Genomic DNA, 19,937 nt, shown 5'->3' on the forward strand with positions numbered 1-19,937 from the left:
TATAAGGCCGTCATTGACAAGGGTCCGGTGCACCGTTCATAATGAAAGAAATACAGTTTCATCCAGACTCGGACATCAAATGGAAAAGCAAAGAGGAGGAGACATGATGAAAACGATCATTTTACTTGGGGTCATTCTCACTTTTTTAGTATCCATTTTTACGGCGGGTTACGACAGCAAACCTGAAAACAAATAACGGCAAAAGGGTGCTCTTTATGGAGAGCACCCTTTCCTATACAACATAACAATGTTTCATATTTGAATATGTTCTTGGACAGTTGATTTTTCATGAGACTTGCAGCTTGTTTGATACTCGATTTTTCCGATTTTGCACCCCGGGCCGATTTCCACACGCTTCCCTCTGACGATGTCCGCTTCCGTGTATTCGAGGTAAATTGCGTCTCCTTCGATCAATTCAGCAGAAAGCATGCCGGCTTTCCGTTTAAGAAAACCAGGTTTCCGTCTGACGGTGATCGATGTGCCGCCGATTTCTTTCACACGGCTTCGGTCATAACGCAAATGGATGTTTACGTCCCCTGCGTTTAACAATCCCGCCACATTGATACATCCTGTTACATGAAGCAGCTCCGTCTCGCAATCGCCGCCGACGGTGAGACTGCCTTTCATATGACACTGCTCTCCCGCGGCCCCGCCGCCAATTTCAGCAAGTCCTTTCAGCCTCATCCTGGCGAAACGCATGGAGCCGCCGACTTTCAATGTGCCGATCACATTTGCTGAATGTGCTGATAAATCTCCTGCAACTTCATGCTCTCCGAAAATTTTCAGCCTGCTGATCTCGGCATCTCCGAGAAAAAGTCCCGTACCGAATATCCGGCAGCGTTCGCTTTGAAGTCCTTCGCCGACAGTTCCTTCCCCTTTAATACTTACATTTTGGTAGGAACCGCCGGAGGCGTGTCCGGCTCCGTACATTTTTAAATGACTCAATTTTTTTGTCGTTTCCATCGCAGCTCCTCCTATCGTTTCACAACTTTGTTAACCAAAGCGGAAGGATCACATGTAAAATCGCCGCTGTATTCCACAGTCCCAATGGTGCAGCCTGCGCCGATCCGCACATGATTCCCGCGGACTGTCTTCGCGTTCGTGTCCGCCAATTCAATGATGTCACCTTCAATCAGCTCTGCTGTCAGCACCGGGGCCGGCATCAGCTTAAAACGCGTAAGCACGCTCTTTCTGCTCATCACTTTCAAATGGCGGCAGCCGATCTCTTTCACATGGCTTTCTCCCGCCGCCAGCTTCATACTGACTTCATCGGCATTCAGCAGGCCGCCGATCTTGCATTTGCCTTCCGAACGGAACGTCTCTGTCTCGCAATCGCCTTCAATCCCGGCTTTCCCGGATATGAAAATATCATCAGCTTTCACACCGCCGCCGAAAGATGAAAATCCCGCGACGTTCAGCCGCTCCGTTTTGACATCACCTTTAATGACACCCGTTCCGTTGATACGGATGGATTCAGCTTCGGCGCTGCCGGAAATTTTCCCCGAACCGCCGATCGTCAGCGTTTGCGTCTTGACATGTCCGTCTGTTTTTCCGCTGCCGTTAAACAAAAGGCTCGTGCACTCCACATCACCTGACACCGTGCCGCTTCCGTTGATCTCCACTGTATGAAAACGGCCTCCTTTTGAACTTCCCGAACCGTTGATGACTAATTTATCTGTTACTTCCATTGATGGTCCTCCTGCATCCATTTCGTTTTTAATTCTTCCGATGCCGCAGCAAGCGCCACCCGTTCAACCACTTTGACAGTCGGTTCAAACAAAATATGTTCCGCGTCTGCGATGAAGCACGTCGTTACGCCAAGCTTTCGGAGCATGACAAGCTCCGTATTCGCTTTCAGCTCGGAAGCCTCATACGTTTTCAACACCCCTGCCGCCAATTTTCCTTCCTCAAGGCTGATATTGCCCGATTGCAAAAGCCCTTCAAGCACATATAAAGACAGCAGCGCGCGGGACGTGAATGTCACGCCGTCTTCGCCATAAACTTGCAGCGCGGCTTTTGAAATCAGTCCCTTTTGAAGCAGTTCCGCAGACGTTATATTGACATCAGTCATTTGCGGAGACAGCATTTCTCTCATTTCATCCAGAGACAGATTTTCTTTCATTTTCTGTATTTTTGAGATGCGTTTTAATATTTCCGCCCTCGGAAAAAATGTTTCCTGGCCTGTAAACGTCGATTTTCGGATAAACCATTCTTCAGGAATTAAATTTTTCCGTTTCCACCGGTACAGCTGCCCGTATGAAATTGATGTTTCTTCCAGCAATTCTTTTTTAGAAATCAGTTGTTCCTCCATGAATCCAGCTCCTTCGATGAATGTATTGTAACATAACACTGTTACGTTGTTAAGCCTGAAAATATAAAAATGCCGTGAACCGCTGCTGCCCGTCTTTTTATTCAATAAAAAAACGCCCGGATGCGGGCGTTTTTTCTCACGTCAAATCTCTGTAATTTTGCTGGCGCAGCGCTTCATATACAAGAATCGCGGCCGTGTTGGACAGGTTTAATGATCTCACATGCTCGGTCATCGGCAGACGCAGGCAGCGGTCCATATTGTTTTCGATCAATTCTTTCGGAAGTCCGCTCGTTTCTCTGCCGAATACGAAGAAAAAGTCTTCCTCTGTATTTGAGTAATCAAATGATGTGTGCGGCTTTTGGCCGAATTTTGTAATGAAGAAAAACTTTCCGTTCTCATATGCCTCAAATAATTCTTCCAATGAATCATGATATACGACGTTGACGAACTCCCAATAATCGAGTCCGGCTCGCTTCAGCATTTTATCATCGGTTGAGAATCCGAGCGGGCGGATCAAATGAAGCGTTGTGTCTGTTGCCGCACAAGTACGTGCGATATTTCCCGTATTGGCCGGGATTTCGGGTTGATATAAAACGACATGTAATGCCACGATGTTCACCTCTGTTTTTTATTCCGCCCACCATTATATCATTAATTACTCTTTTGTCGTATCATCCGTAATATGAAAAAACGCATATCTGATGGAAGGAGTATACGCCGTTGAATCCTCATATGACCAATATCTCATTCTGCTGTCATACGTTTGGGCATTGACGAGCGGCATATTGCTTTTATCTTTTGCGACCACGATCGCCGTATGATTAAAACGGCCGTCTCCTTCAAAATCATAGCAAATGATATCTCCGGGCATCAGTTCTTCAGCTCTTGATACTTGCAATGCGCGGAGCCCTGCCTTGGATTGGGCCAGATACATCTTCATCGAATGCGCGACCGTCCAGCTGTAGCTCCACGAGCTTGCCTTCATCCACCAGCCTGAGCCTCTGTTCGGATGCCCCCGCATCGGTGCTTTTCCGGCATGTAAACATTGGGAAATAAAATTGGTGCAATTATCGCTGAAATTTTTATAAGCGGGATTTCGTTTATTCCAAAACTTCTCCGCGTACTGCACGGCAGCCAGACGGTCGTATTGAAACGCCCGCCCGAAATCTTCCCGTTCACTCTGCTCATATTCAATTACGCTGTTTCCGTCAGAAAATCCCGCCGGTTTTTTCTTTACTTCCCGGTCTTTAATCAAAAGCTCATCATAGAGAAATGCAGTCCGTTCCTCAATCTGCTCTTCTAAGTAAAGGTGTCCGTCATGCTCCTTGCACAAATATTCGAAATGAATCGTGTACATGACGCATAACGTGCCGTCGTCCTCAAGACTGCTTTTGACAATGACGGCTTTTGCCTTCGCTTTCACGATGTCAACTTTCCGTTTTTCAAACAGCTCTTTTTTTCTCGTCAGGACCTCAAGATCGACGGCCTGCCCATTCTGCCTCATCTCGGTTCCGTTGATTAAATAATGAAGCCGGGCCTCCGCTAAATCTTCAATAATATGCTTCAAGCGCTCCACCCCATACGATTTTATAAAGAAAAAACACTTGAACTCCGGCCAAGTGCTTTTTCTCTATACATATGTCAGGACCGGCCGGTTTTAGTCTTCTCAGAAACCGATAACAGCTCCAGTCCCTTTTCAATTTCCCGTATGGCGTCCTCATCCTGCTCCTTTTGAAGCGCTTTTTCTAATTCCTCCGCATAATCAGGATCACCGATTTTCCCGATGGCCCAGGCGGCCGTACCCCTGATGACGGGGCGCGGATCTTGGTGCATCAAGGCCGTTAATTCCGGAAGAGACGAGGCATCTTTAAAATGAGCCAAAGCTAAAATCGCATTCCGCTGTATCGGCTTCTTGCCGCGCCATGATCCCGATACATGTCCGAATTTTTCTTTGAATTCGCGGTTGCTTATGGTCAAAAGCGGCTTTAACAGCGGCTTTGCGATTTCCGGATCAGGCTCCATCTGCGGATGAAGATGAAAATCTTTCCCCTTATTAATCGGACAGACCGTCTGGCACGTGTCACAGCCATACAGACGGTTTCCGATTTTCGTGCGGAACTCATCCGGCAAAAATCCCTTTGTCTGGGTCAGGAACGAAATACAGCGCTGGGCGTTAAGCTGTCCGGGATTGACGAGTGCGCCGGTCGGACAAGCGTCTAGACATTTTGTGCACGTACCGCACATATCTTCAATCGGCACATCCGGTTCAAAGGGCAGATTGGTGATCATTTCAGCCAGATAGACGTAAGAACCGTATTCAGGCGTGGTGATCATGCAGTTTTTGGCGCTGAAGCCGATTCCCGCCCGTTCAGCCACGGCCCTGTCGGACAATTCTCCTGTATCCACCATTGACTTTGTGCGGATATCCTCATGTTTGCTTTGGAGAAAATTCTCCAGCAGATCAAGCTTTTCCCGCAGCACATCATGATAATCCTTCCCCCAGGAAGCTCTGCAAAAAATGCCGCGCCGCCCGTCTCTCGTGCTCCTCGGCGCATCTTTCATTTTGGAAGGATAAGCAAGGGCGATGGCGACGATTGATTTGGCTTTCGGGAGAAGCAAAGACGGAGTAACCCGTTTTTCAATATCCGGCTCTTCAAAACCGGATAAATAGCCGAGTGATTCCTGAAGAATCAGCCGGTCCCGCAGACTGTCGAACGTATCAGCCGTTGTAAACCCGATTTTGTCAACTCCGATGCTTTTGGCGTATTCGATTAATTCCTCTTTCAGTTTATGAATATTCATTTTTTGCACAGCCTCCTTTCTTTGTGATCAGGCTCCCGCACGGGTATAATAGAGTTTTATCATCCCGAAATGGAGTGAACACACTTGAACATCAGTTTAGATCCACTTATTGCTGAACGGGTGCCGGGGATCAAAGCGGCAGCCGTCTTATATGAACAGATCGAAGTCGGGCCTGCTCCGCAAATGCTGAAAGGCCGCCTCCGTTTATTTCAAGAATCTCTTTACTTTGATTATGCTGACGGCGGTATAGATGAGCAGCCTTTTGTTAAAGAGTGGGCGCGTATGATGGAACAGCTCAGTCCCGCCTTTTCAGGACAAAAAACGCCGATGGAGCTTATGCTCGGCGATATTTCCCGGGAACGATTCATTGAAAGTGTGAATTCAGCCCATGATACCATACTTTTTTTCTCCTTGAAATATTCATTGCCCATCATGGCGTATGACGCCGCAGAAATAGATGAACCGATTTCGATTACAATCGGAGAAAAAGAACACGTACTTGCTTTCTCCGACTCTGGCGGCATTTTCGGCGGCCTTACCGGACATATCAACACCCGCCCTGTAACAACCGGCACAAAGAAAATGCTGCAGCTGATCTTTTTCCCGCCTTCATTTCATGCCGACGCGGCGGATGAGCTGCTATCATCTTTAACCAAAATGTTTGAACAAATTCACGGAGGCACGCATACCGTCTCTTGGCTTTCATAAAAAGACACGCCTTCGTGTCTTTTTTCACATAAAAAAACGCAATACTTCGTTTATCAGAGAAACGAAACACTGCGTTAATAACGTATGTATGGAGCGGGTGATGAGAATCGAACTCACGACATCAGCTTGGAAGGCTGAGGTTTTACCACTAAACTACACCCGCATCAAAGTTTTTTTGTCAGTACCGATTTGATGTTTCTAATATTACATGTATATTTTTTTTTCGTCAAGGGAATGTTAAAAAATTTGTCGAAAAAAATTCTTTTTTTGTCCACATGTTAAGTTAGGTTTACATTTTGTTAAGAATCTCATACAATATAAAAAAGAAGAAAACTTGAGGTACGCCCTGATGATGAAAAATAAAGTAAAAGAGCTGAGAGCCAGATTCGGCTATTCTCAGGAAACGCTCGGAAAAGAAGCCGGAGCCACCAGACAGACGATTGCAGCGATTGAAAAAGGAGATTATGTGCCTTCACTCTTATTGGCGCTTAACATCTGCCGGGCTTTCTCACTGCCGATGGAGGAAGTTTTCTGGCTGGAGGAGGAGAAAAAATGAGTTTGAAAAGAAAAGCGTGTTTTCACCTTGCACTCTACGGATTGGCCTGCTGGACGCTTATTTCCTTTATGGAAGCGGCACCGCGGATCGCTCAGTTTTTCCAAACGGAGGGGAGCGGTTCATTTGAGCTGAATATCACTCCGTTTCTGCTGTTTATCATTTGTGCCGCATTGTATATCTATGCCGAAAAGAAAAAACGAAACGGCAAAAAGCACAGGCTTGTGCCCGATGAATTTGAGGAACAGGATGAAAGAGAACGAATGATGACGGCTAAAGCTTGCCGTTCCTCTTATATCGCCGTTTACTTCTCATTGCCGGCCGCAGCCGTTCTGCTTTTGTTTTATCCGCTGATTCAGCCGCATCTTCCTTTTTTTCCGATTCTTTTGATTTTCATTCTGATGATGATTCAGCATTTGGCTTATGTTTTCACTTTTCATAAGCACGGCAAAAACTCCGGTTCATGACAGATCCGGAGTTTTTTATGTTACCAGCTCGCTTTTTTCACCCCGGGAACCCGGCCTTTATGGGCCAGCTCTCTGAATGCGATTCTGGACAGTTTAAATTTTCTCATATATCCGCGGGGCCGCCCCGTCACCGTACAGCGGTTATGAAGCCTGGCCGGAGCAGAATCACGCGGCAGTTTGCTCAGCGCTTCCCAGTCGCCTTTCGCCTTTAATTCTCTTCGGATGTCCGCATATTGTTCAACAAGCTTCTGCCGCTTGAGCTCTTTGATTACTTTTGATTTTTTTGCCATTTCAGCACTCCTAACAAATCGTAATAATTACGTTTTGTATCATATCATCCAGATGAGCATCGTGCAAGCTAAGCGCTTAAAAAGGCGGGTGAATACCCGCCTTCACTGCCGGCATTTCCCCGGAAATGAAACCGCAGAAAGCACCCGCCGTCAATGATCCGCCTTGCGACGTCATCAGACTGTCGCTTTATTTCCTCTTGCAAAATGGTCGTTTCCCATTGCTTCACCCAATCTGCGCTCAAGCTTTTTCGTCCGCTCATTCTGAAACGGCAGAAGCGGAAACACGAGTTCAGCCAGATAATAAGCTTCTTCCAGATGCGGATAGCCTGAAAAGATAAACGACTCAATGCCGAGTGCCTGATACTCTAAAATTCGATCAGCGACAGTCTGCGGATCACCGACAAGCGCCGTGCCCGCTCCGCCTCTGACCAGTCCGATGCCGGCCCAGAGATTCGGGCTGATCTCAAGCTTCGAGCGGTCACCGTTATGAAGATCGGCCATCCGTTTTTGTCCCGATGAATCAGCGCGCCGGAGCGCAGCCTGCGCTTTCGCAATTGTCTCTTCGTCTAAGCGGCTGATTAATCGTTCAGCCGCTTCCCATGCCTCTTCCTCAGTCTCCCTGACAATCACGTGAAGTCTGATGCCAAAACGCATCGTCCTTCCTTCCTTGGCAGCCTGTTTTTTAACGGTTTCAATCTTTTCTTTTACCTGCTCCGGCGGCTCTCCCCATGTTAAATAGACATCTGTATGTTTCGCCGCAGCCTCAATTCCCGCCTGTGATGAACCGCCGAAATATAATGGCGGATGCGGAGACTGTTTTGGCGGAAACAGGAGGTTGCTGTTTTCCACTTTGATATGGTCCCCTTCATATGTCACCGTTTCGCCCCGCATGAGTCCGCGCCAGACGGTTAAAAATTCCTCAGTCGCCTTATAACGTTCATCGTGGCTGATAAACATGCCGTCTCCCGCCAGTTCATAAGGATCTCCGCCTGCTACGACATTTACAAGCAAACGGCCGTCTGACAGCCGGTCCATTGTCGACGCCATTCTCGCGGCGACAGACGGCTGCATCAGTCCCGGCCGGACCGCCACTAAAAATTTCAAGTCACTCGTTTCCCCCGCTAAAGCGGCAGCCGTCAGCCACGGGTCTTCACATGATCTCCCCGTCGGCAGCAGAACCCCCGTATACCCGAGTCTGTCCGCCGCCTGTGCCACTTGCTTAAAATAAAGATGATCCGCCGTTCTCCCTCCCGTTTGCGTCCCTAAATACCGGCCGTCACCATGCGTCGGAATAAACCAAAGAATCTCCATATGAATCTCTCCTTTTTTAATAGGTTACCCTTCATAACTGTTCCGCCATTTTAATAGTTTCCGCTCGAGCATTCTGACCAATGCATCTGTCAGCTTGCCGACAGCCGCAAAAATGATAATGCCGACAAACACCTTATTTGTCTGTGAAAATTGTCTCGCATCCATAATCATATAGCCGACGCCCGCGCTCGATCCCATCAGTTCCGCCACCACAAGGCCGAGCCACGCAATACCGAGAGAGAGCCGGATGCCGAGCAGGATATTCGGCAGAGACGCCGGAAGAATCAATTTCGCCATCTGCTGATACCAGTTAAACTCCAGCACCCGGGCGACATCAAACAGCTTTGCGTCCACGCTGCGGATTCCGAGAAACGTATTAATGTATACAGGGAAAAAAGCCCCCAATGCGATCAGCAGAATTTTTGATGTCTCATCAAATCCGAACCACAAAATGAACAGAGGAGTCACGGCCAAGTGCGGAACCGTTCTGAGCATTTGCAGAGACGGATCAAGATATGCTTCCGTCCGCTTTGAGAAACCGACCAGCAGCCCGAAAACAAGTCCGAGGCCCGCGCCAAGCAGAAATCCGGCAGCCGCCCGGTATAAACTGATCTCTAAATGACCCCAAAGCTCACCTGAAAGAAGAAGTTCCTGAAACGTCTGCAAGATGACGACAGGTGACGGGAGCACCGTTGCCGAGACGATGCCCAGACTTGCGATAAACTGCCATACTGCGATGACCGCAGCCGGGAGTACAACCCCTTTCATCCATTGGTATGAATACCGCCGGGACTTTGCCGCAACTTTCTTTTCTGATTGGCTCAATGTGCCGGGAGCCGTTGATGCTTCTGCTTTCATTATTTGCCATCCCCCGTTTCAAGCGCTTTTTTAATAAATGAATTGTCGACCACGTCTTTTACATGAATTTTCTTATGAATCGCTTTTGTTCGATATTGAAAATCAGCTGTTTCCTGCTGGGCTTTGACAATATCATCATTGATCGGTTCATTGAGAGGCTCAGTATTGTTAAGCACGTTTCTGACGACTTTCGGATCAAGATGTTTGATTTTCGCATATAAGGAGACGGCTTCATCTTTGTGTTCCTTTTGCCATGTAACTGCTTTATTGAACACTTTCAGAAAACGGACAACCTCATCCGGGTGTTCTTTGGAAAATCCCGTTCTGACTAATGTGAAACCGGGAGAATATAAATCTGTGCTTTCTCCGTTCGCCAATATTTCCGCCCCGTGCTGCAGCGTTTCAATCGACAAATACGGCTCCCAAATGGACCATGCGTCAACTGACTTATTTTCAAAAGCGGAAACCGCCTCATCAGGCTGAAGCTGGATGAGGGTGACGTCATCGGCGGAAAGCCCCGCTTTATCTAAAGCTTTATAGAGGAAATCAAAGCCGCTGCTGCCTTTGGCTACGGCGATTTTTTTACCTTTCAATTCTTTCAGGCTCTGAATCCCGCTGCCCTTGTTTACGAGAATGCCGTTTGCCTTTAACCCGTCCTGAGACAGCCCGATCTCTTTAAAATCAATTCCCGCCGCCTGACCGGAAATGACCGGTGAATTGCCGACCTGGGAAAAATCAAGCTTATCGGCGGCAAGACCTTCAAATTGCGGAGGACCGCTTTGGAATTCGACCCATTTTACTTTTATTCCGTCTTTTTTGAAGGCCTCTTCAAACCAGCCTTTTTCCTTGGCAATGAGAAGCGGGCTTAAACTCTGCTGGATGCCGATCCGGATTTCTTTCACCGTTTTCCCGCCCCCTCCTGTCCCGTCTGCACTGCATCCGGCTGACATCATGACTGCTGCGGCTAAAAGAATGATGATTTTTTTCACTTCGCTTCGTCCCTTCTATATTCCGGACCCATCCGCAAACCGGAGGTCTTCCGTTTTCTCAAATTCAGAAAGCACCTTCTGCCGGACGGCCTGAAAATCCGCTGACGTCCGATTGCGCGGATGCGGAAGCTGAATCGGCATCAGGCTGTGCAGCCGGCCGGGCTTTGCCCTGAGGATCGCCAGCTTATCGCCTAAATAGACGGATTCATCAATATCATGCGTGACAAGAATCATCGTCGTTTTTTTCTCGCGCCATATATCAAGCAGCACATCCTGCAAATGTTTTCTCGTAAAAGCGTCAAGCGCCCCGAACGGTTCATCTAAAAGCAGCACCTCCGGCTCACGCAAAAGGGCTCTGGCGATGGCAACCCGCTGCGACATGCCGCCGGATAATTCGCGCGGATAAGCGTTCTCCGCTCCCTGCAGCCTGACAACCTCAATCAGATCATCCACTTTTTTCCGAACGGCCGGGTCGTTCATATTGAGATCGGCAGCGATGTTTTGTTTTACCGTCAGCCAGGGAAACAGCCGGTGCTCCTGAAAGATAAATCCCTGCCGGATGCCCGGTCCCGACACATTGCGGCCGTTTATTGCGACAGAGCCTTTATAATCGGTATCAAGACCGGCAATCAATTTTAAAAGCGTGCTTTTGCCGCATCCGCTCGGTCCGATGACAGTCAAAAATTCTCCCGATGCAATTGACAGCTCAATATCATTCAGCACCGGCGTTTTCCGGCCTTCATGCTCAAAAGCTTTTTCTTGTATGCTGATGGTTACAGCCATCTGTCTTCCCCTCTCTTTCTGCCGCATGCGATCGAAAAACAAAAAGGCCCCCATCTCCGATTGCTTGCAGAGATGGGAGCCTTCGGCGGTCCGATCGGCAACCCGTTTGTTTTTAAATTTGAATATCATGTTAATTCAAATTATTCCGACTTGTCAACTGTTTTTTGTATGAATTAAAAATGCGCCTTCCGGCATAAACCTGCCAAAGAGCGCATCGGCTGTATCACGTATTTACTTCCTTTTCTTTCCGGGCGATTTTCAATAATGTCCGCGCGTTGTTGCCGAAAATGTTTTCTATATCTTCTTCCCGCATATTGATTTCCCGGCAGGTCCTCACCTGCTCCTGAAGATATCTGTATACATATCCTCTCGGAAATCCGTTCGAATCCGTCCCGAAGATGATCCGTTCAGCACCGATTAATTCAGATGTCTTTCGAAACAGAATTTCCAAATCAAGCCGGTACGGCATCCACCTCATCCACTGATTTGAGCCGGACGTGTCAATATACACATTCGGGCAGCTCCAGCACAGCTGCAGCAGTTCCTGATAATATCCGGCGCCGAAATGCGGGATGATGAATGGTATATCAGCATACTCTCTCGCCACGCGATAGATGGAGAGCGGATTGATGTTGCGGTGGCTGACAATGCCTCCCGCTCTCCCTAAAAGCCCGAAGTGGATTAATACAGGGAGCCTTTTGTCAGCTAAATACGTCCAAAGCTTTTTCAGCGACGGATCATGAAACTCGATGTCTGTCAGCGGCCCGAATAGTTTATACCCTTTCAGACCGAGCTCTTCTACGGCTCTTTTCAGCTCTGCATAAGCATCCTCCCGCTCCAAAGGATGATATGCAAATCCGGTAAACTTCGCGGGATTGGCTTGAATAAACGCCGCCATCCGGTCATTGCTCTCCGCTGTTAAAAAATTCAGTACGCCGATGCCGTACTTATCTAATTCATTCTCCCATTTTGTCATCAAAGGGATTTCCCCGTCATCAGCCTCATGCGGATCAGGAAAATCCCAAGTGAGATTCATTCTTTCCGACCGCTCCCGGTTATAATCGGAAAATGTCTTATCGTTTTTGCCGAAATTAAGGCTGTACGGCAGATGACCGTGAATATCGACAGGTTTAAAATGCTGCCGGAAAAGCATACAATCGCCGCCTCCCTTACCGCCTGACAATAAAAAAAGACCCTTATCCAGTGAAGAATAAGAGCCTCTTGTGTCCAAGTCAGCGGTTTCTATTTTTTCTCATATTAAACCCATTATTCCCCTCAGTCAAGTGGTCTTTCAAACTCAAACTTTCTTTCCGATAATAAAAATAATTATTTTATAATCATTATAAAATAATATTGACTTTTTACTGATAGGTGATATTATGTTCTTATAAATCTAAAGAGGTGATCACATGAGTTCAAATAAATTGACAACCAGCTGGGGCGCTCCTGTCGGAGATAACCAAAACTCAATGACGGCCGGCGATCGCGGTCCTGCTTTAATACAAGACGTCCATCTGCTTGAGAAATTGGCGCATTTTAACAGAGAACGCGTTCCGGAGCGTGTCGTTCACGCAAAAGGCGCGGGCGCACACGGTTATTTTGAAGTCACAAATAACGTTACAAAATATACGAAAGCCGCATTTCTGTCAGAAGTCGGTAAACGCACGCCGCTTTTCATCCGTTTCTCAACCGTTGCGGGCGAACTGGGCTCTAGTGACACAGTGCGCGACCCGCGCGGATTTGCCGTTAAATTTTATACAGAAGAAGGAAACTACGATATCGTCGGAAATAATACACCCGTGTTCTTCATCCGCGATGCCATCAAGTTCCCTGACTTTATCCATACACAAAAAAGAGATCCGAGAACACATCTGAAAAATCCGACGGCCGTTTGGGATTTCTGGTCTTTGTCACCCGAATCCCTGCACCAGGTAACCATTCTGATGTCAGACCGGGGCATTCCGGCGACTCTTCGCCATATGCACGGATTCGGAAGCCATACATTTAAATGGACAAATGATAAAGGCGAAGGCGTCTGGATTAAATATCACTTTAAAACAGAGCAAGGCGTGAAAAACCTTGATGTTAATACAGCCGCAAAAATCGCGGGCGAAAATCCCGATTACCATACGGAAGATTTGTTCAATGCGATTGAAAACGGCGATTTCCCCGCATGGAAATTATATGTTCAAATCATGCCGTTAGAAGATGCAAACACATATCGCTTTGATCCGTTTGACGTCACAAAAGTATGGTCTCAAAAAGACTATCCGCTCATCGAAGTCGGCCGCATGGTTCTGAACCGCAATCCGGAAAATTACTTTGCGGAAGTAGAACAGGCGACGTTCTCTCCCGGCACATTAGTCCCCGGCGTCGACGTCTCACCTGACAAAATGCTTCAAGGCCGGTTGTTCGCATACCATGACGCGCATCGCTACCGTGTCGGCGCGAACCATCAGGCGCTGCCGATCAACCGTTCCCGCAATGAAGTGAAAAACTATCAGCGTGACGGACAAATGCGTTTTGATGATAACGGCGGCCGCTCCGTCTATTACGAGCCTAACAGCTTCGGGGGCCCGAAAGAGTCACCTGAAGATAAACAGGCGGCATATCCTGTATCAGGTTTCGCTGACAGTGTAAGCTATAATCATCATGATCATTACACACAAGCCGGCGACCTGTACCGCCTGATGAGCGAGGAAGAGCGCGCGCGCCTTGTCGCCAATATCGTCAGTGCGATGAAACCTGTGGAAAAAGAAGAAATTAAGCTGCGCCAGATCGGCCACTTCTACAAGGCTGATCCTGAATACGGCAGACGCGTTGCCGAAGGACTCGGACTGCCGTCACCAAAATAACATCAAAAAACCTGCCGGTCTGCCCGGCAGGTTTTTCCTGTTTATTATCAATAAAACCGTTTTTTTCTCAATTACACGAAGTGGCATGCCGCAAAATGATGAAGCCCTTTTTCTGACAGCGGCGGACTTTTCTCAGCACATATCTTCTCGGCTGCCGGACATCTCGTTCGGAATTTACAGCCTGAAGGCGGATCAGAGGGGCTCGGTATATCACCCTTTAAAATTATCCGCTCCCTTTTCGCTCCGGGATCAGGAACAGGCACGGCTGATAACAGCGCTTTCGTATAAGGATGGAGCGGCCGTGAAAAGAGCTCCTCCTTTGACGCGTATTCCACAATCGTCCCTAAATACATAATGGCGACCTTCGTACATAAGTGCTCCACCACGCTTAAATCATGAGAAATGAACAAATATGACAGCCCGTGCTGTTTTTGAAGGCTGCTGAACAAATTGATCATCTGCGCCTGGATGGAGACATCTAACGCCGCCACGGGTTCATCCATAATGATAAATTGCGGCTTGAGCGCCATCGCTCTTGCAATCACGATCCGCTGCCGCTGCCCTCCGGAAAATTCATGCGGATATCGGTCGATAAAGGTTGCGGAAAGTCCGCAGGCTTCAAGAACCTCCGCCGCTTTATCACGCGCGTTCCGCTTTACCGCCAATTGATGCTCGATCATCGCTTCACCGATGGCTTCTCCGATCCGGCGCCGGGGGTTTAAAGAACTGAACGGATCTTGAAAGATGAGCTGCGCTTCCGATCTGAAAGTTTTGAGCTCGCGCCGGCTCATCCGAAACACATCACGCCCCTGAAAAAACACCTCTCCCCCTGTTTTCTCATGAAGCCTCAAAATGGTCTTGCCGATTGATGACTTTCCGCTGCCCGATTCTCCCGCTAAGCCGAACACTTCTCCCTTTCCTATCGTAAAACTGACGCCGTCGACCGCTTTTACGGGTTTTTTATGAGTCTTTCTCATCCCCCCATGCTCCTCGTAGTATTTTTTCAGCCCCTTGACCTCCAGCAACACATCACTCATCTGCTTTCTCCTCTCTGTAAAGCCAGCACGCCGCCTGATGCCCCTTCCCGAATTCAGTAAAATGCGGGCTCGATCTCCGGCATATTTCCGTGCTGTGTTCACATCGCTCCGCAAAATAACAAGACGATCCGGACAGGTCCGCAAGCTCGGGGACCTGCCCCGGAATGGTGTAAAGCGTCTCCCTTTTTTGACCGATAACCGGCTTGGCCGCGAGCAGCCCTTTCGTATACGGATGCTTCGGATCAGAAAACAGCTCTGCAACCGGTCCTTCCTCCACAATTTTTCCCGCATACATAACAATCACATAATCAGCCATTTCAGCAACCACGCCAAGGTCATGAGTAATGAATAAAATAGACGTGCGAAATTGCTTTTTCATATCCCGCAATAAATCCAATATCTGCGCCTGAATGGTTACGTCAAGCGCTGTCGTCGGCTCGTCGGCAATGATCAGTTTCGGATCGCAGCTTAGCGCGACAGCCGTCATGATGCGCTGCAGCATGCCGCCGCTCAGCTCATGAGGATATCGGTGCATAACCTGCTCGGCATTCGGGATCTCCACTAACGTGATCAGTTCAACGGCCCTCCGCCATGCCTCTTTCTTACTCAGCAACAAATGTTCGCGAATCGGTTCGGTCAGCTGCTCACCGATTGTAAATACCGGATTCAAAGATGTCATCGGTTCCTGAAAAATCATCCCGATTTCGCTGCCGCGGATTTTCTGCATGTCTTTTGGTTTCAATTCCAACAGGTTCCGTCCGGAAAAATGCACCGCTCCCCGTTCGATTCTCCCCGTCTCGGGAATAAGCTGCATAATGGACAATGACGCCATGCTTTTCCCGCAGCCGGACTCTCCTACAATACAAACCGTTTCCTCCTCATGTATCGTAAAGCTGACACCGTCCACGGCCTTTACCGCACCCTCCTCTGTATAAAAAGCCGTTTCCAAATGCCTCACTTCTAAAAGCGGTTTTTTCATTTCATTTTCACCTGCCGTTTTACCTTAGGATCAAAAGCGTCTCTTAAACCGTCTCCAAGCAGATGAATCGCCACAACGGTCAGAAAAATGGCCGTTCCCGGCGGAATCCACAGCCACGGGCGGAGTGTAAAATCCATAAAATGATTCGCCGCTTCCATCATGTTTCCCCAAGAAGGTGTCGGCGGAGCAACGCCAAGCCCGAGAAAACTCAGCGCAGATTCACTCAGCATCGCTCCCGCCACATGCAAAGTCGCCGCTACCAGTAATAACGGCAATGTGTTGGGAAGCAAATGATAGAGGATTTTCCGTTTATCACTAAGCCCCAAAACTTCCGCGGCCATCATAAACGGCTGCTCCTTCAGCGACAAAATCTGTCCGCGTACAAGCCGCGCCAAACCGGGCCATCCGATCAGACTTAACATCATCATAATCAGGTACATTCTGTATTCAGAAGGCACTTTCCACTCCGACATCACCGCAGCCAAAATCAAAAGCAGCGGCAGGCCCGGGATGGACATGAGCATATCAGCAATGCGCATAATGATCATATCAGCGGCTCCCCGATAAAATCCGGCCGCAGCCCCGAGTAAAGAGCCAATGACAAGCGACAGCACCATTGAAGCAAGCCCCACGGTCAGAGAAATCTGCCCCGCCAGCATCAGCCTCGTCAGCACATCTCTCCCGTACTGGTCGGTGCCCAGCCAGTGATGGATTCCCGGCTGCTGATTGGCATTTGAAATATCCGTCCGATCTGTTATGTACGGAGAAAAAGACGGCCCGATAAAGCACAATAAAAACATAAAACATAAGAAAAGAAGACTGATGACCGTCAGCTTATGATGCAGCAGGCGGCGGTACGTCTGCTTCCAAAGAGAAGGCGGCACCCCTTTTTGTTTTTTCATTCCGAACACCCCCTATTTCAGTCTGACCCGCGGATCAACCGCGGCATAAGCGATATCCGCTAAGAAGTTCCCCACAATCGTTAAACAAGACAAAAACAAGGTAAACGCCATCAAAACCGGATAATCACGATAATGCACAGATTCCAGCTGAATACGTCCGACTCCCGGCCACCCGAAAATCTGTTCAATAATGATGGCTCCGGAAAACAGTCCCGGCAGTTCAAAAGCAAGCAGGGTGATGGCCGGAATGAGCGCGTTTTTCAACGCATGTTTCCAGATGACGGTGCGCTCTTTCAATCCCTTCGCTCTCGCCGTTCTGATATAATCCTGTCTGATCACGTCCAGCATGCCGGAGCGGAAATACCTTGTCAGCGAGCCGATGCCGAGCATAGATAAAATCACGACCGGAAGGATCATATGTCTGGCGGCTTCAAGCACGTACGAAAAACCTGTACTCGTGCTTCCGGTATCAATCATCCCGCCGACAGGCAATATTTTCAAATCCACCCCAAACCACTTAATAAACAGAAGGCTGATAAAAAAAGACGGGAACGCCATGGAAGCAAAAACAAGAAACGTCACGATCCCGTCAAACCATGAGTATTTCCTGACAGCGGATATGACACCCGTTATCATCGCGGCTGACCATGTGACAAGCAACGCCAAAAACGCGACAAAAAACGAATTCCAGACATATTTCCGAAGCAGTGACAGGACGTTCTCCTGATATTTCAAAGAAAACCCAAAATCTCCGCTGAGCACATTTCCGAGCCACGTCACATAACGCTTCCAAATCGGCTGATCCAGCCCGTAAAGCGCTTTTAACTCCTTCGCTCTTTCCGGAGTCAGATTTACATTGGAATCAATATAATCGCCCGGCAGCATGGCGAATAAGAAAAAAATAATAAAGGACGTACCGAATAAGATCACAAGCATTTGAATGAATCGTTCTGCGGCATACCGTTTCATAAAAAGCCCCTCCTTTCCGCTGAAAGGGCAAAATCCCCAGGATGCATCGGGTATTTTGCCCAACCGTTCTATCGAATTGAGACATTTGAGAGACTTGAACTGATTCCAGAATAATTATCAGGCTCAAGCCCTTTTATTTTTCCGCTGACCGCCCTTGCGCTCTGACGGTAATGAATCAGAATGTAAGGCGGGTTTTCCCCGAGCTCCCGGTACAGCTGGTGATAAATCTCTTTTCTTTTGCTGATATCAAGCGTGCCGGCTCCTTTCTCTATCAGCCGGTCCGCTTTCGGATTGGAATACCCCGTCACATTATTGGGATGGCCGGAAGCCAGCTTTTCCACCGTGTCATTCGGATCAAGGATCTGCGAGGTGGAAACGGCGGCAAGGTCATATTGTTTATCATTGATTTTCGCTACTTCTGTATTAAAATCCATCACTTCCGGTTTTAATGAGATTCCGATGTCCGCGTAATTTTCTTTCGCTATCGGGATGAAATCATCATCCGCTTTAGACGTGTAATAGCTGATTTCAAGCTTTTTGCCGTTTTTTTCACGTACACCGTCTTTGCCCGTTTTCCAGCCTGCTTCATCAAGAAGCTTTTTGGCTTTTTCAGGGTTAAACGCGTACCGATTGACACCCTTGTCATCATAAGCCCACGAAACTGGAGACACCGGAACATTCGCGACCTCTCCGTAGCGTTTAAAGCGGACATCGACGATTTTTTGACGGTCAAGTCCGTAAATAAGCGCCTGGGACACTTTCTTATCTTGAAAAGGCGGACGCTTGTGATTGACGTATACAAGACCGTAATCATTCACGACAGATACGCTTATATTGGCAAAACCGAGACTTTTTAAATGCTGAACCGTATCATCATCAGGTGAGAAAGAAGCGTAATCAAGGTCACCCGTTTCAAACAGCTGAAGGGAAGTTGACGGATCGATAATTTTATAAATCAGCTTTTCCGTTTTCGGTTTTCCGGCATAATAGTGTTCATTAGCCTGATAGCGTATTTCCTGTCCCGGAAGGTATTCTGTAAATTGATAAGGTCCCGCTCCGAGCGGTTTGGCATAAAGCTCTTTTAAATAGTCCAGTTTGCCGAATTGATATTTCTTCCCGTAGTAGGCTTCTGACAGCACCTGCCCGCCCAAAAGAAGCAGCGACTTCGCACTGACTTTCTCAGTCGTGATTTGAATGGTTCTGTCATCAAGGACGCGAATGCCCTCTATCGTCTTTGCCTTTCCTTCTTTGTAAGCCTTACCGCCTTTAATATAAGCCGTGGTGATATCTTCATAGCCCGCGTATGCAGGATCATGCAGCAGTGTTAAAGTGAATGCGGCATCCTTTGCGGTCAGCGGTGAACCGTCGCTGAAAACGAGATTTTTTCTTAAACGGAACGTGTATGTAAGCTGATCTTTGGAAATTTTCCAGCTTTCCGCAAGAGCCGGGGCAGGCTTCCCCGTTTTATCCAGTTTGACTAACGGTTCAAAAATAGGATCTGTCGCATTTCCATCCCAGCCGTTTTCGTAAAAGTACGGCAGAAACACGCCGCCCGGCGCGGAAATCCCAGCAACAAAAGTGTCAGTTCTGGCTTTCGATTTAGCGGGAATCGCCGCCGGATGAGAAGCTTTAAATTCCTTTGTCTTGACATGGGCGATACGTATTTCTTCCTTTTTATCAGCCGCAGATGACGGTTCTTCCCCGGCACTCCCTAACGCGCACCCTGATAACACGATGGATACCGACAGCGCGAGTACCGTTGTTTTTATCCTCCATTTTCTCTCCTTCATCTTTATCGAACCCCCGCATGCTTTTCATCTATCTTTATATAAATCTGCTCCATCTGTTCCTCATTTCTCATAATCTCCCGTTTGTTTTTCTCTACAAGCAGTTCGAAATTCAATGTGTGTTTTCTGTACTTTTTCCGTTTTTTGCTCTTTTTGCGCACATGTGATACCTTTTTTAACGCCACTTTTCATCCCTCCGCTTTTCATTTCATTCAATGATTTTCACGCAAAAAAGGCCCTTATCTGTTTAATAGATAAGAGCCTTCGGTGATCCGATCAGCCATCGTTTGGAAATATGTAATGATTATGTTAATTCATACAATCCCTACCTGTCAA

General features: G+C 47.9%; 22 protein-coding genes and 1 tRNA gene. 4 read left to right on the forward strand and 19 right to left on the reverse strand.

The window, feature by feature from the left end:
• Positions 1 to 252 precede the first annotated feature (252 nt).
• The 6 genes from MJQ52_RS06600 to queG all read right to left on the reverse strand — a co-directional run bounded on the left by MJQ52_RS06600 (position 253) and on the right by queG (position 5,113).
• Positions 253 to 963, reverse strand: coding sequence for a hypothetical protein (locus tag MJQ52_RS06600; protein ID WP_094247123.1), 711 nt, complete (start codon positions 961 to 963; stop codon positions 253 to 255).
• Positions 964 to 974: 11 nt separating this feature from the next.
• Positions 975 to 1,688: a polymer-forming cytoskeletal protein gene (locus tag MJQ52_RS06605; protein WP_253252035.1), complete on the reverse strand. Its 714-nt coding sequence runs from the start codon at positions 1,686 to 1,688 to the stop codon at positions 975 to 977.
• The gene (locus MJQ52_RS06610; RefSeq protein WP_015417094.1) at positions 1,679 to 2,311 is read right to left on the reverse strand and encodes a YhbD family protein; all 633 of its coding nucleotides are present in this window, start codon (positions 2,309 to 2,311) and stop codon (positions 1,679 to 1,681) included. Before MJQ52_RS06610 ends, MJQ52_RS06605 begins: the two co-directional genes overlap by 10 nt.
• Positions 2,312 to 2,447: 136 nt before the next feature.
• Complete coding sequence (trmL, locus tag MJQ52_RS06615) at positions 2,448 to 2,930, reverse strand: tRNA (uridine(34)/cytosine(34)/5-carboxymethylaminomethyluridine(34)-2'-O)-methyltransferase TrmL (protein ID WP_007610253.1); 483 nt, start codon at positions 2,928 to 2,930, stop codon at positions 2,448 to 2,450.
• A 36-nt stretch (positions 2,931 to 2,966) separates the two neighbouring features.
• Entirely contained in the window at positions 2,967 to 3,878 is a 912-nt protein-coding gene (locus MJQ52_RS06620) for an amidase domain-containing protein (RefSeq protein WP_094247126.1), read from the reverse strand.
• A gap of 74 nt (positions 3,879 to 3,952) precedes the next feature.
• The gene (gene queG / locus MJQ52_RS06625; RefSeq protein ID WP_003155403.1) at positions 3,953 to 5,113 is read right to left on the reverse strand and encodes a tRNA epoxyqueuosine(34) reductase QueG; all 1,161 of its coding nucleotides are present in this window, start codon (positions 5,111 to 5,113) and stop codon (positions 3,953 to 3,955) included.
• Positions 5,114 to 5,197: 84 nt separating this feature from the next.
• Between queG and MJQ52_RS06630 the strand changes: the two genes are divergently transcribed.
• Positions 5,198 to 5,821: a hypothetical protein gene (locus MJQ52_RS06630; protein WP_022552809.1), complete on the forward strand. Its 624-nt coding sequence runs from the start codon at positions 5,198 to 5,200 to the stop codon at positions 5,819 to 5,821.
• A gap of 89 nt (positions 5,822 to 5,910) precedes the next feature.
• Here MJQ52_RS06630 and MJQ52_RS06635 read toward each other — a convergent pair.
• Positions 5,911 to 5,984, reverse strand: a tRNA-Gly gene (locus tag MJQ52_RS06635).
• 189 nt (positions 5,985 to 6,173) lie between these two features.
• Here MJQ52_RS06635 and MJQ52_RS06640 point away from each other — a divergent pair.
• On the forward strand, positions 6,174 to 6,377 hold the full coding sequence (locus tag MJQ52_RS06640; protein ID WP_003155407.1) for a helix-turn-helix transcriptional regulator: 204 nt from the start codon (positions 6,174 to 6,176) through the stop codon (positions 6,375 to 6,377).
• Positions 6,374 to 6,841: a hypothetical protein gene (locus MJQ52_RS06645; protein WP_094247127.1), complete on the forward strand. Its 468-nt coding sequence runs from the start codon at positions 6,374 to 6,376 to the stop codon at positions 6,839 to 6,841. Before MJQ52_RS06640 ends, MJQ52_RS06645 begins: the two co-directional genes overlap by 4 nt.
• Positions 6,842 to 6,861: 20 nt before the next feature.
• On the opposite strand, the gene rpsN is transcribed toward MJQ52_RS06645, so the two are convergent.
• From rpsN to MJQ52_RS06675, 6 genes are all read right to left on the reverse strand, one after another.
• Positions 6,862 to 7,131: a 30S ribosomal protein S14 gene (rpsN, locus tag MJQ52_RS06650; RefSeq protein WP_014417259.1), complete on the reverse strand. Its 270-nt coding sequence runs from the start codon at positions 7,129 to 7,131 to the stop codon at positions 6,862 to 6,864.
• A gap of 174 nt (positions 7,132 to 7,305) precedes the next feature.
• Positions 7,306 to 8,442: an FMNH2-dependent alkanesulfonate monooxygenase gene (gene ssuD, locus MJQ52_RS06655; RefSeq protein ID WP_077721976.1), complete on the reverse strand. Its 1,137-nt coding sequence runs from the start codon at positions 8,440 to 8,442 to the stop codon at positions 7,306 to 7,308.
• Between the two features lie 24 nt (positions 8,443 to 8,466).
• Complete coding sequence (locus tag MJQ52_RS06660) at positions 8,467 to 9,303, reverse strand: ABC transporter permease (RefSeq protein ID WP_094247128.1); 837 nt, start codon at positions 9,301 to 9,303, stop codon at positions 8,467 to 8,469.
• The gene (locus tag MJQ52_RS06665) at positions 9,300 to 10,289 is read right to left on the reverse strand and encodes an aliphatic sulfonate ABC transporter substrate-binding protein (protein ID WP_094247129.1); all 990 of its coding nucleotides are present in this window, start codon (positions 10,287 to 10,289) and stop codon (positions 9,300 to 9,302) included. The genes MJQ52_RS06660 and MJQ52_RS06665 overlap by 4 nt, the downstream gene beginning before the upstream one ends.
• A gap of 15 nt (positions 10,290 to 10,304) precedes the next feature.
• A complete protein-coding gene (locus MJQ52_RS06670) occupies positions 10,305 to 11,072 on the reverse strand; it encodes an ABC transporter ATP-binding protein (RefSeq protein ID WP_003155413.1) in 768 nt (255 codons plus the stop codon).
• A gap of 223 nt (positions 11,073 to 11,295) precedes the next feature.
• Positions 11,296 to 12,225 carry an amidohydrolase family protein gene (locus MJQ52_RS06675; RefSeq protein ID WP_058906660.1) on the reverse strand — a complete coding sequence of 310 codons (930 nt, stop codon included), beginning with the start codon at positions 12,223 to 12,225 and terminating at the stop codon, positions 11,296 to 11,298.
• 256 nt (positions 12,226 to 12,481) lie between these two features.
• Between MJQ52_RS06675 and katA the strand changes: the two genes are divergently transcribed.
• Entirely contained in the window at positions 12,482 to 13,927 is a 1,446-nt protein-coding gene (katA, locus tag MJQ52_RS06680; protein WP_070081535.1) for a catalase KatA, read from the forward strand.
• A gap of 71 nt (positions 13,928 to 13,998) precedes the next feature.
• On the opposite strand, the gene MJQ52_RS06685 is transcribed toward katA, so the two are convergent.
• From MJQ52_RS06685 to MJQ52_RS06710, 6 genes are all read right to left on the reverse strand, one after another.
• Positions 13,999 to 14,964, reverse strand: a complete 966-nt coding sequence (locus MJQ52_RS06685; protein WP_094247130.1) for an ABC transporter ATP-binding protein — start codon at positions 14,962 to 14,964, stop codon at positions 13,999 to 14,001.
• Positions 14,957 to 15,943: an ABC transporter ATP-binding protein gene (locus MJQ52_RS06690; protein WP_094247131.1), complete on the reverse strand. Its 987-nt coding sequence runs from the start codon at positions 15,941 to 15,943 to the stop codon at positions 14,957 to 14,959. Before MJQ52_RS06690 ends, MJQ52_RS06685 begins: the two co-directional genes overlap by 8 nt.
• Positions 15,940 to 16,845 (reverse strand): oligopeptide ABC transporter permease, encoded by a 906-nt coding sequence (opp4C, locus tag MJQ52_RS06695; RefSeq protein WP_032868248.1) that lies wholly within the window; start codon positions 16,843 to 16,845, stop codon positions 15,940 to 15,942. Before opp4C ends, MJQ52_RS06690 begins: the two co-directional genes overlap by 4 nt.
• Positions 16,846 to 16,857: 12 nt before the next feature.
• Positions 16,858 to 17,814, reverse strand: coding sequence for an ABC transporter permease (locus MJQ52_RS06700; protein WP_003155429.1), 957 nt, complete (start codon positions 17,812 to 17,814; stop codon positions 16,858 to 16,860).
• A gap of 68 nt (positions 17,815 to 17,882) precedes the next feature.
• Positions 17,883 to 19,604 (reverse strand): ABC transporter substrate-binding protein, encoded by a 1,722-nt coding sequence (locus MJQ52_RS06705; protein WP_094247132.1) that lies wholly within the window; start codon positions 19,602 to 19,604, stop codon positions 17,883 to 17,885.
• 2 nt (positions 19,605 to 19,606) lie between these two features.
• Entirely contained in the window at positions 19,607 to 19,786 is a 180-nt protein-coding gene (locus MJQ52_RS06710) for an FbpB family small basic protein (protein ID WP_003155431.1), read from the reverse strand.
• Between the last annotated feature and the right edge of the window lie 151 nt (positions 19,787 to 19,937).

Origin of the sequence: Bacillus sp. jun7, assembly GCF_051034795.1 — a bacterium.
Lineage (GTDB): Bacteria > Bacillota > Bacilli > Bacillales > Bacillaceae > Bacillus > Bacillus velezensis.

Bases quoted from the DNA above. Each gene is read 5' to 3' on its own strand.
- MJQ52_RS06600 (WP_094247123.1), bottom strand. From the start codon at position 963: ATGGAAACGACAAAAAAATTGAGTCATTTAAAAATGTACGGAGCCGGA.
- MJQ52_RS06605 (WP_253252035.1), bottom strand. From the start codon at position 1,688: ATGGAAGTAACAGATAAATTAGTCATCAACGGTTCGGGAAGTTCAAAA.
- MJQ52_RS06610 (WP_015417094.1), bottom strand. From the start codon at position 2,311: ATGGAGGAACAACTGATTTCTAAAAAAGAATTGCTGGAAGAAACATCA.
- queG (WP_003155403.1), bottom strand. From the start codon at position 5,113: ATGAATATTCATAAACTGAAAGAGGAATTAATCGAATACGCCAAAAGC.
- MJQ52_RS06640 (WP_003155407.1), top strand. From the start codon at position 6,174: ATGAAAAATAAAGTAAAAGAGCTGAGAGCCAGATTCGGCTATTCTCAG.
- MJQ52_RS06645 (WP_094247127.1), top strand. From the start codon at position 6,374: ATGAGTTTGAAAAGAAAAGCGTGTTTTCACCTTGCACTCTACGGATTG.
- rpsN (WP_014417259.1), bottom strand. From the start codon at position 7,131: ATGGCAAAAAAATCAAAAGTAATCAAAGAGCTCAAGCGGCAGAAGCTT.
- ssuD (WP_077721976.1), bottom strand. From the start codon at position 8,442: ATGGAGATTCTTTGGTTTATTCCGACGCATGGTGACGGCCGGTATTTA.
- MJQ52_RS06670 (WP_003155413.1), bottom strand. From the start codon at position 11,072: ATGGCTGTAACCATCAGCATACAAGAAAAAGCTTTTGAGCATGAAGGC.
- MJQ52_RS06675 (WP_058906660.1), bottom strand. From the start codon at position 12,225: ATGCTTTTCCGGCAGCATTTTAAACCTGTCGATATTCACGGTCATCTG.
- katA (WP_070081535.1), top strand. From the start codon at position 12,482: ATGAGTTCAAATAAATTGACAACCAGCTGGGGCGCTCCTGTCGGAGAT.
- MJQ52_RS06685 (WP_094247130.1), bottom strand. From the start codon at position 14,964: ATGAGTGATGTGTTGCTGGAGGTCAAGGGGCTGAAAAAATACTACGAG.
- MJQ52_RS06690 (WP_094247131.1), bottom strand. From the start codon at position 15,943: ATGAAAAAACCGCTTTTAGAAGTGAGGCATTTGGAAACGGCTTTTTAT.
- opp4C (WP_032868248.1), bottom strand. From the start codon at position 16,845: ATGAAAAAACAAAAAGGGGTGCCGCCTTCTCTTTGGAAGCAGACGTAC.
- MJQ52_RS06700 (WP_003155429.1), bottom strand. From the start codon at position 17,814: ATGAAACGGTATGCCGCAGAACGATTCATTCAAATGCTTGTGATCTTA.
- MJQ52_RS06705 (WP_094247132.1), bottom strand. From the start codon at position 19,604: ATGAAGGAGAGAAAATGGAGGATAAAAACAACGGTACTCGCGCTGTCG.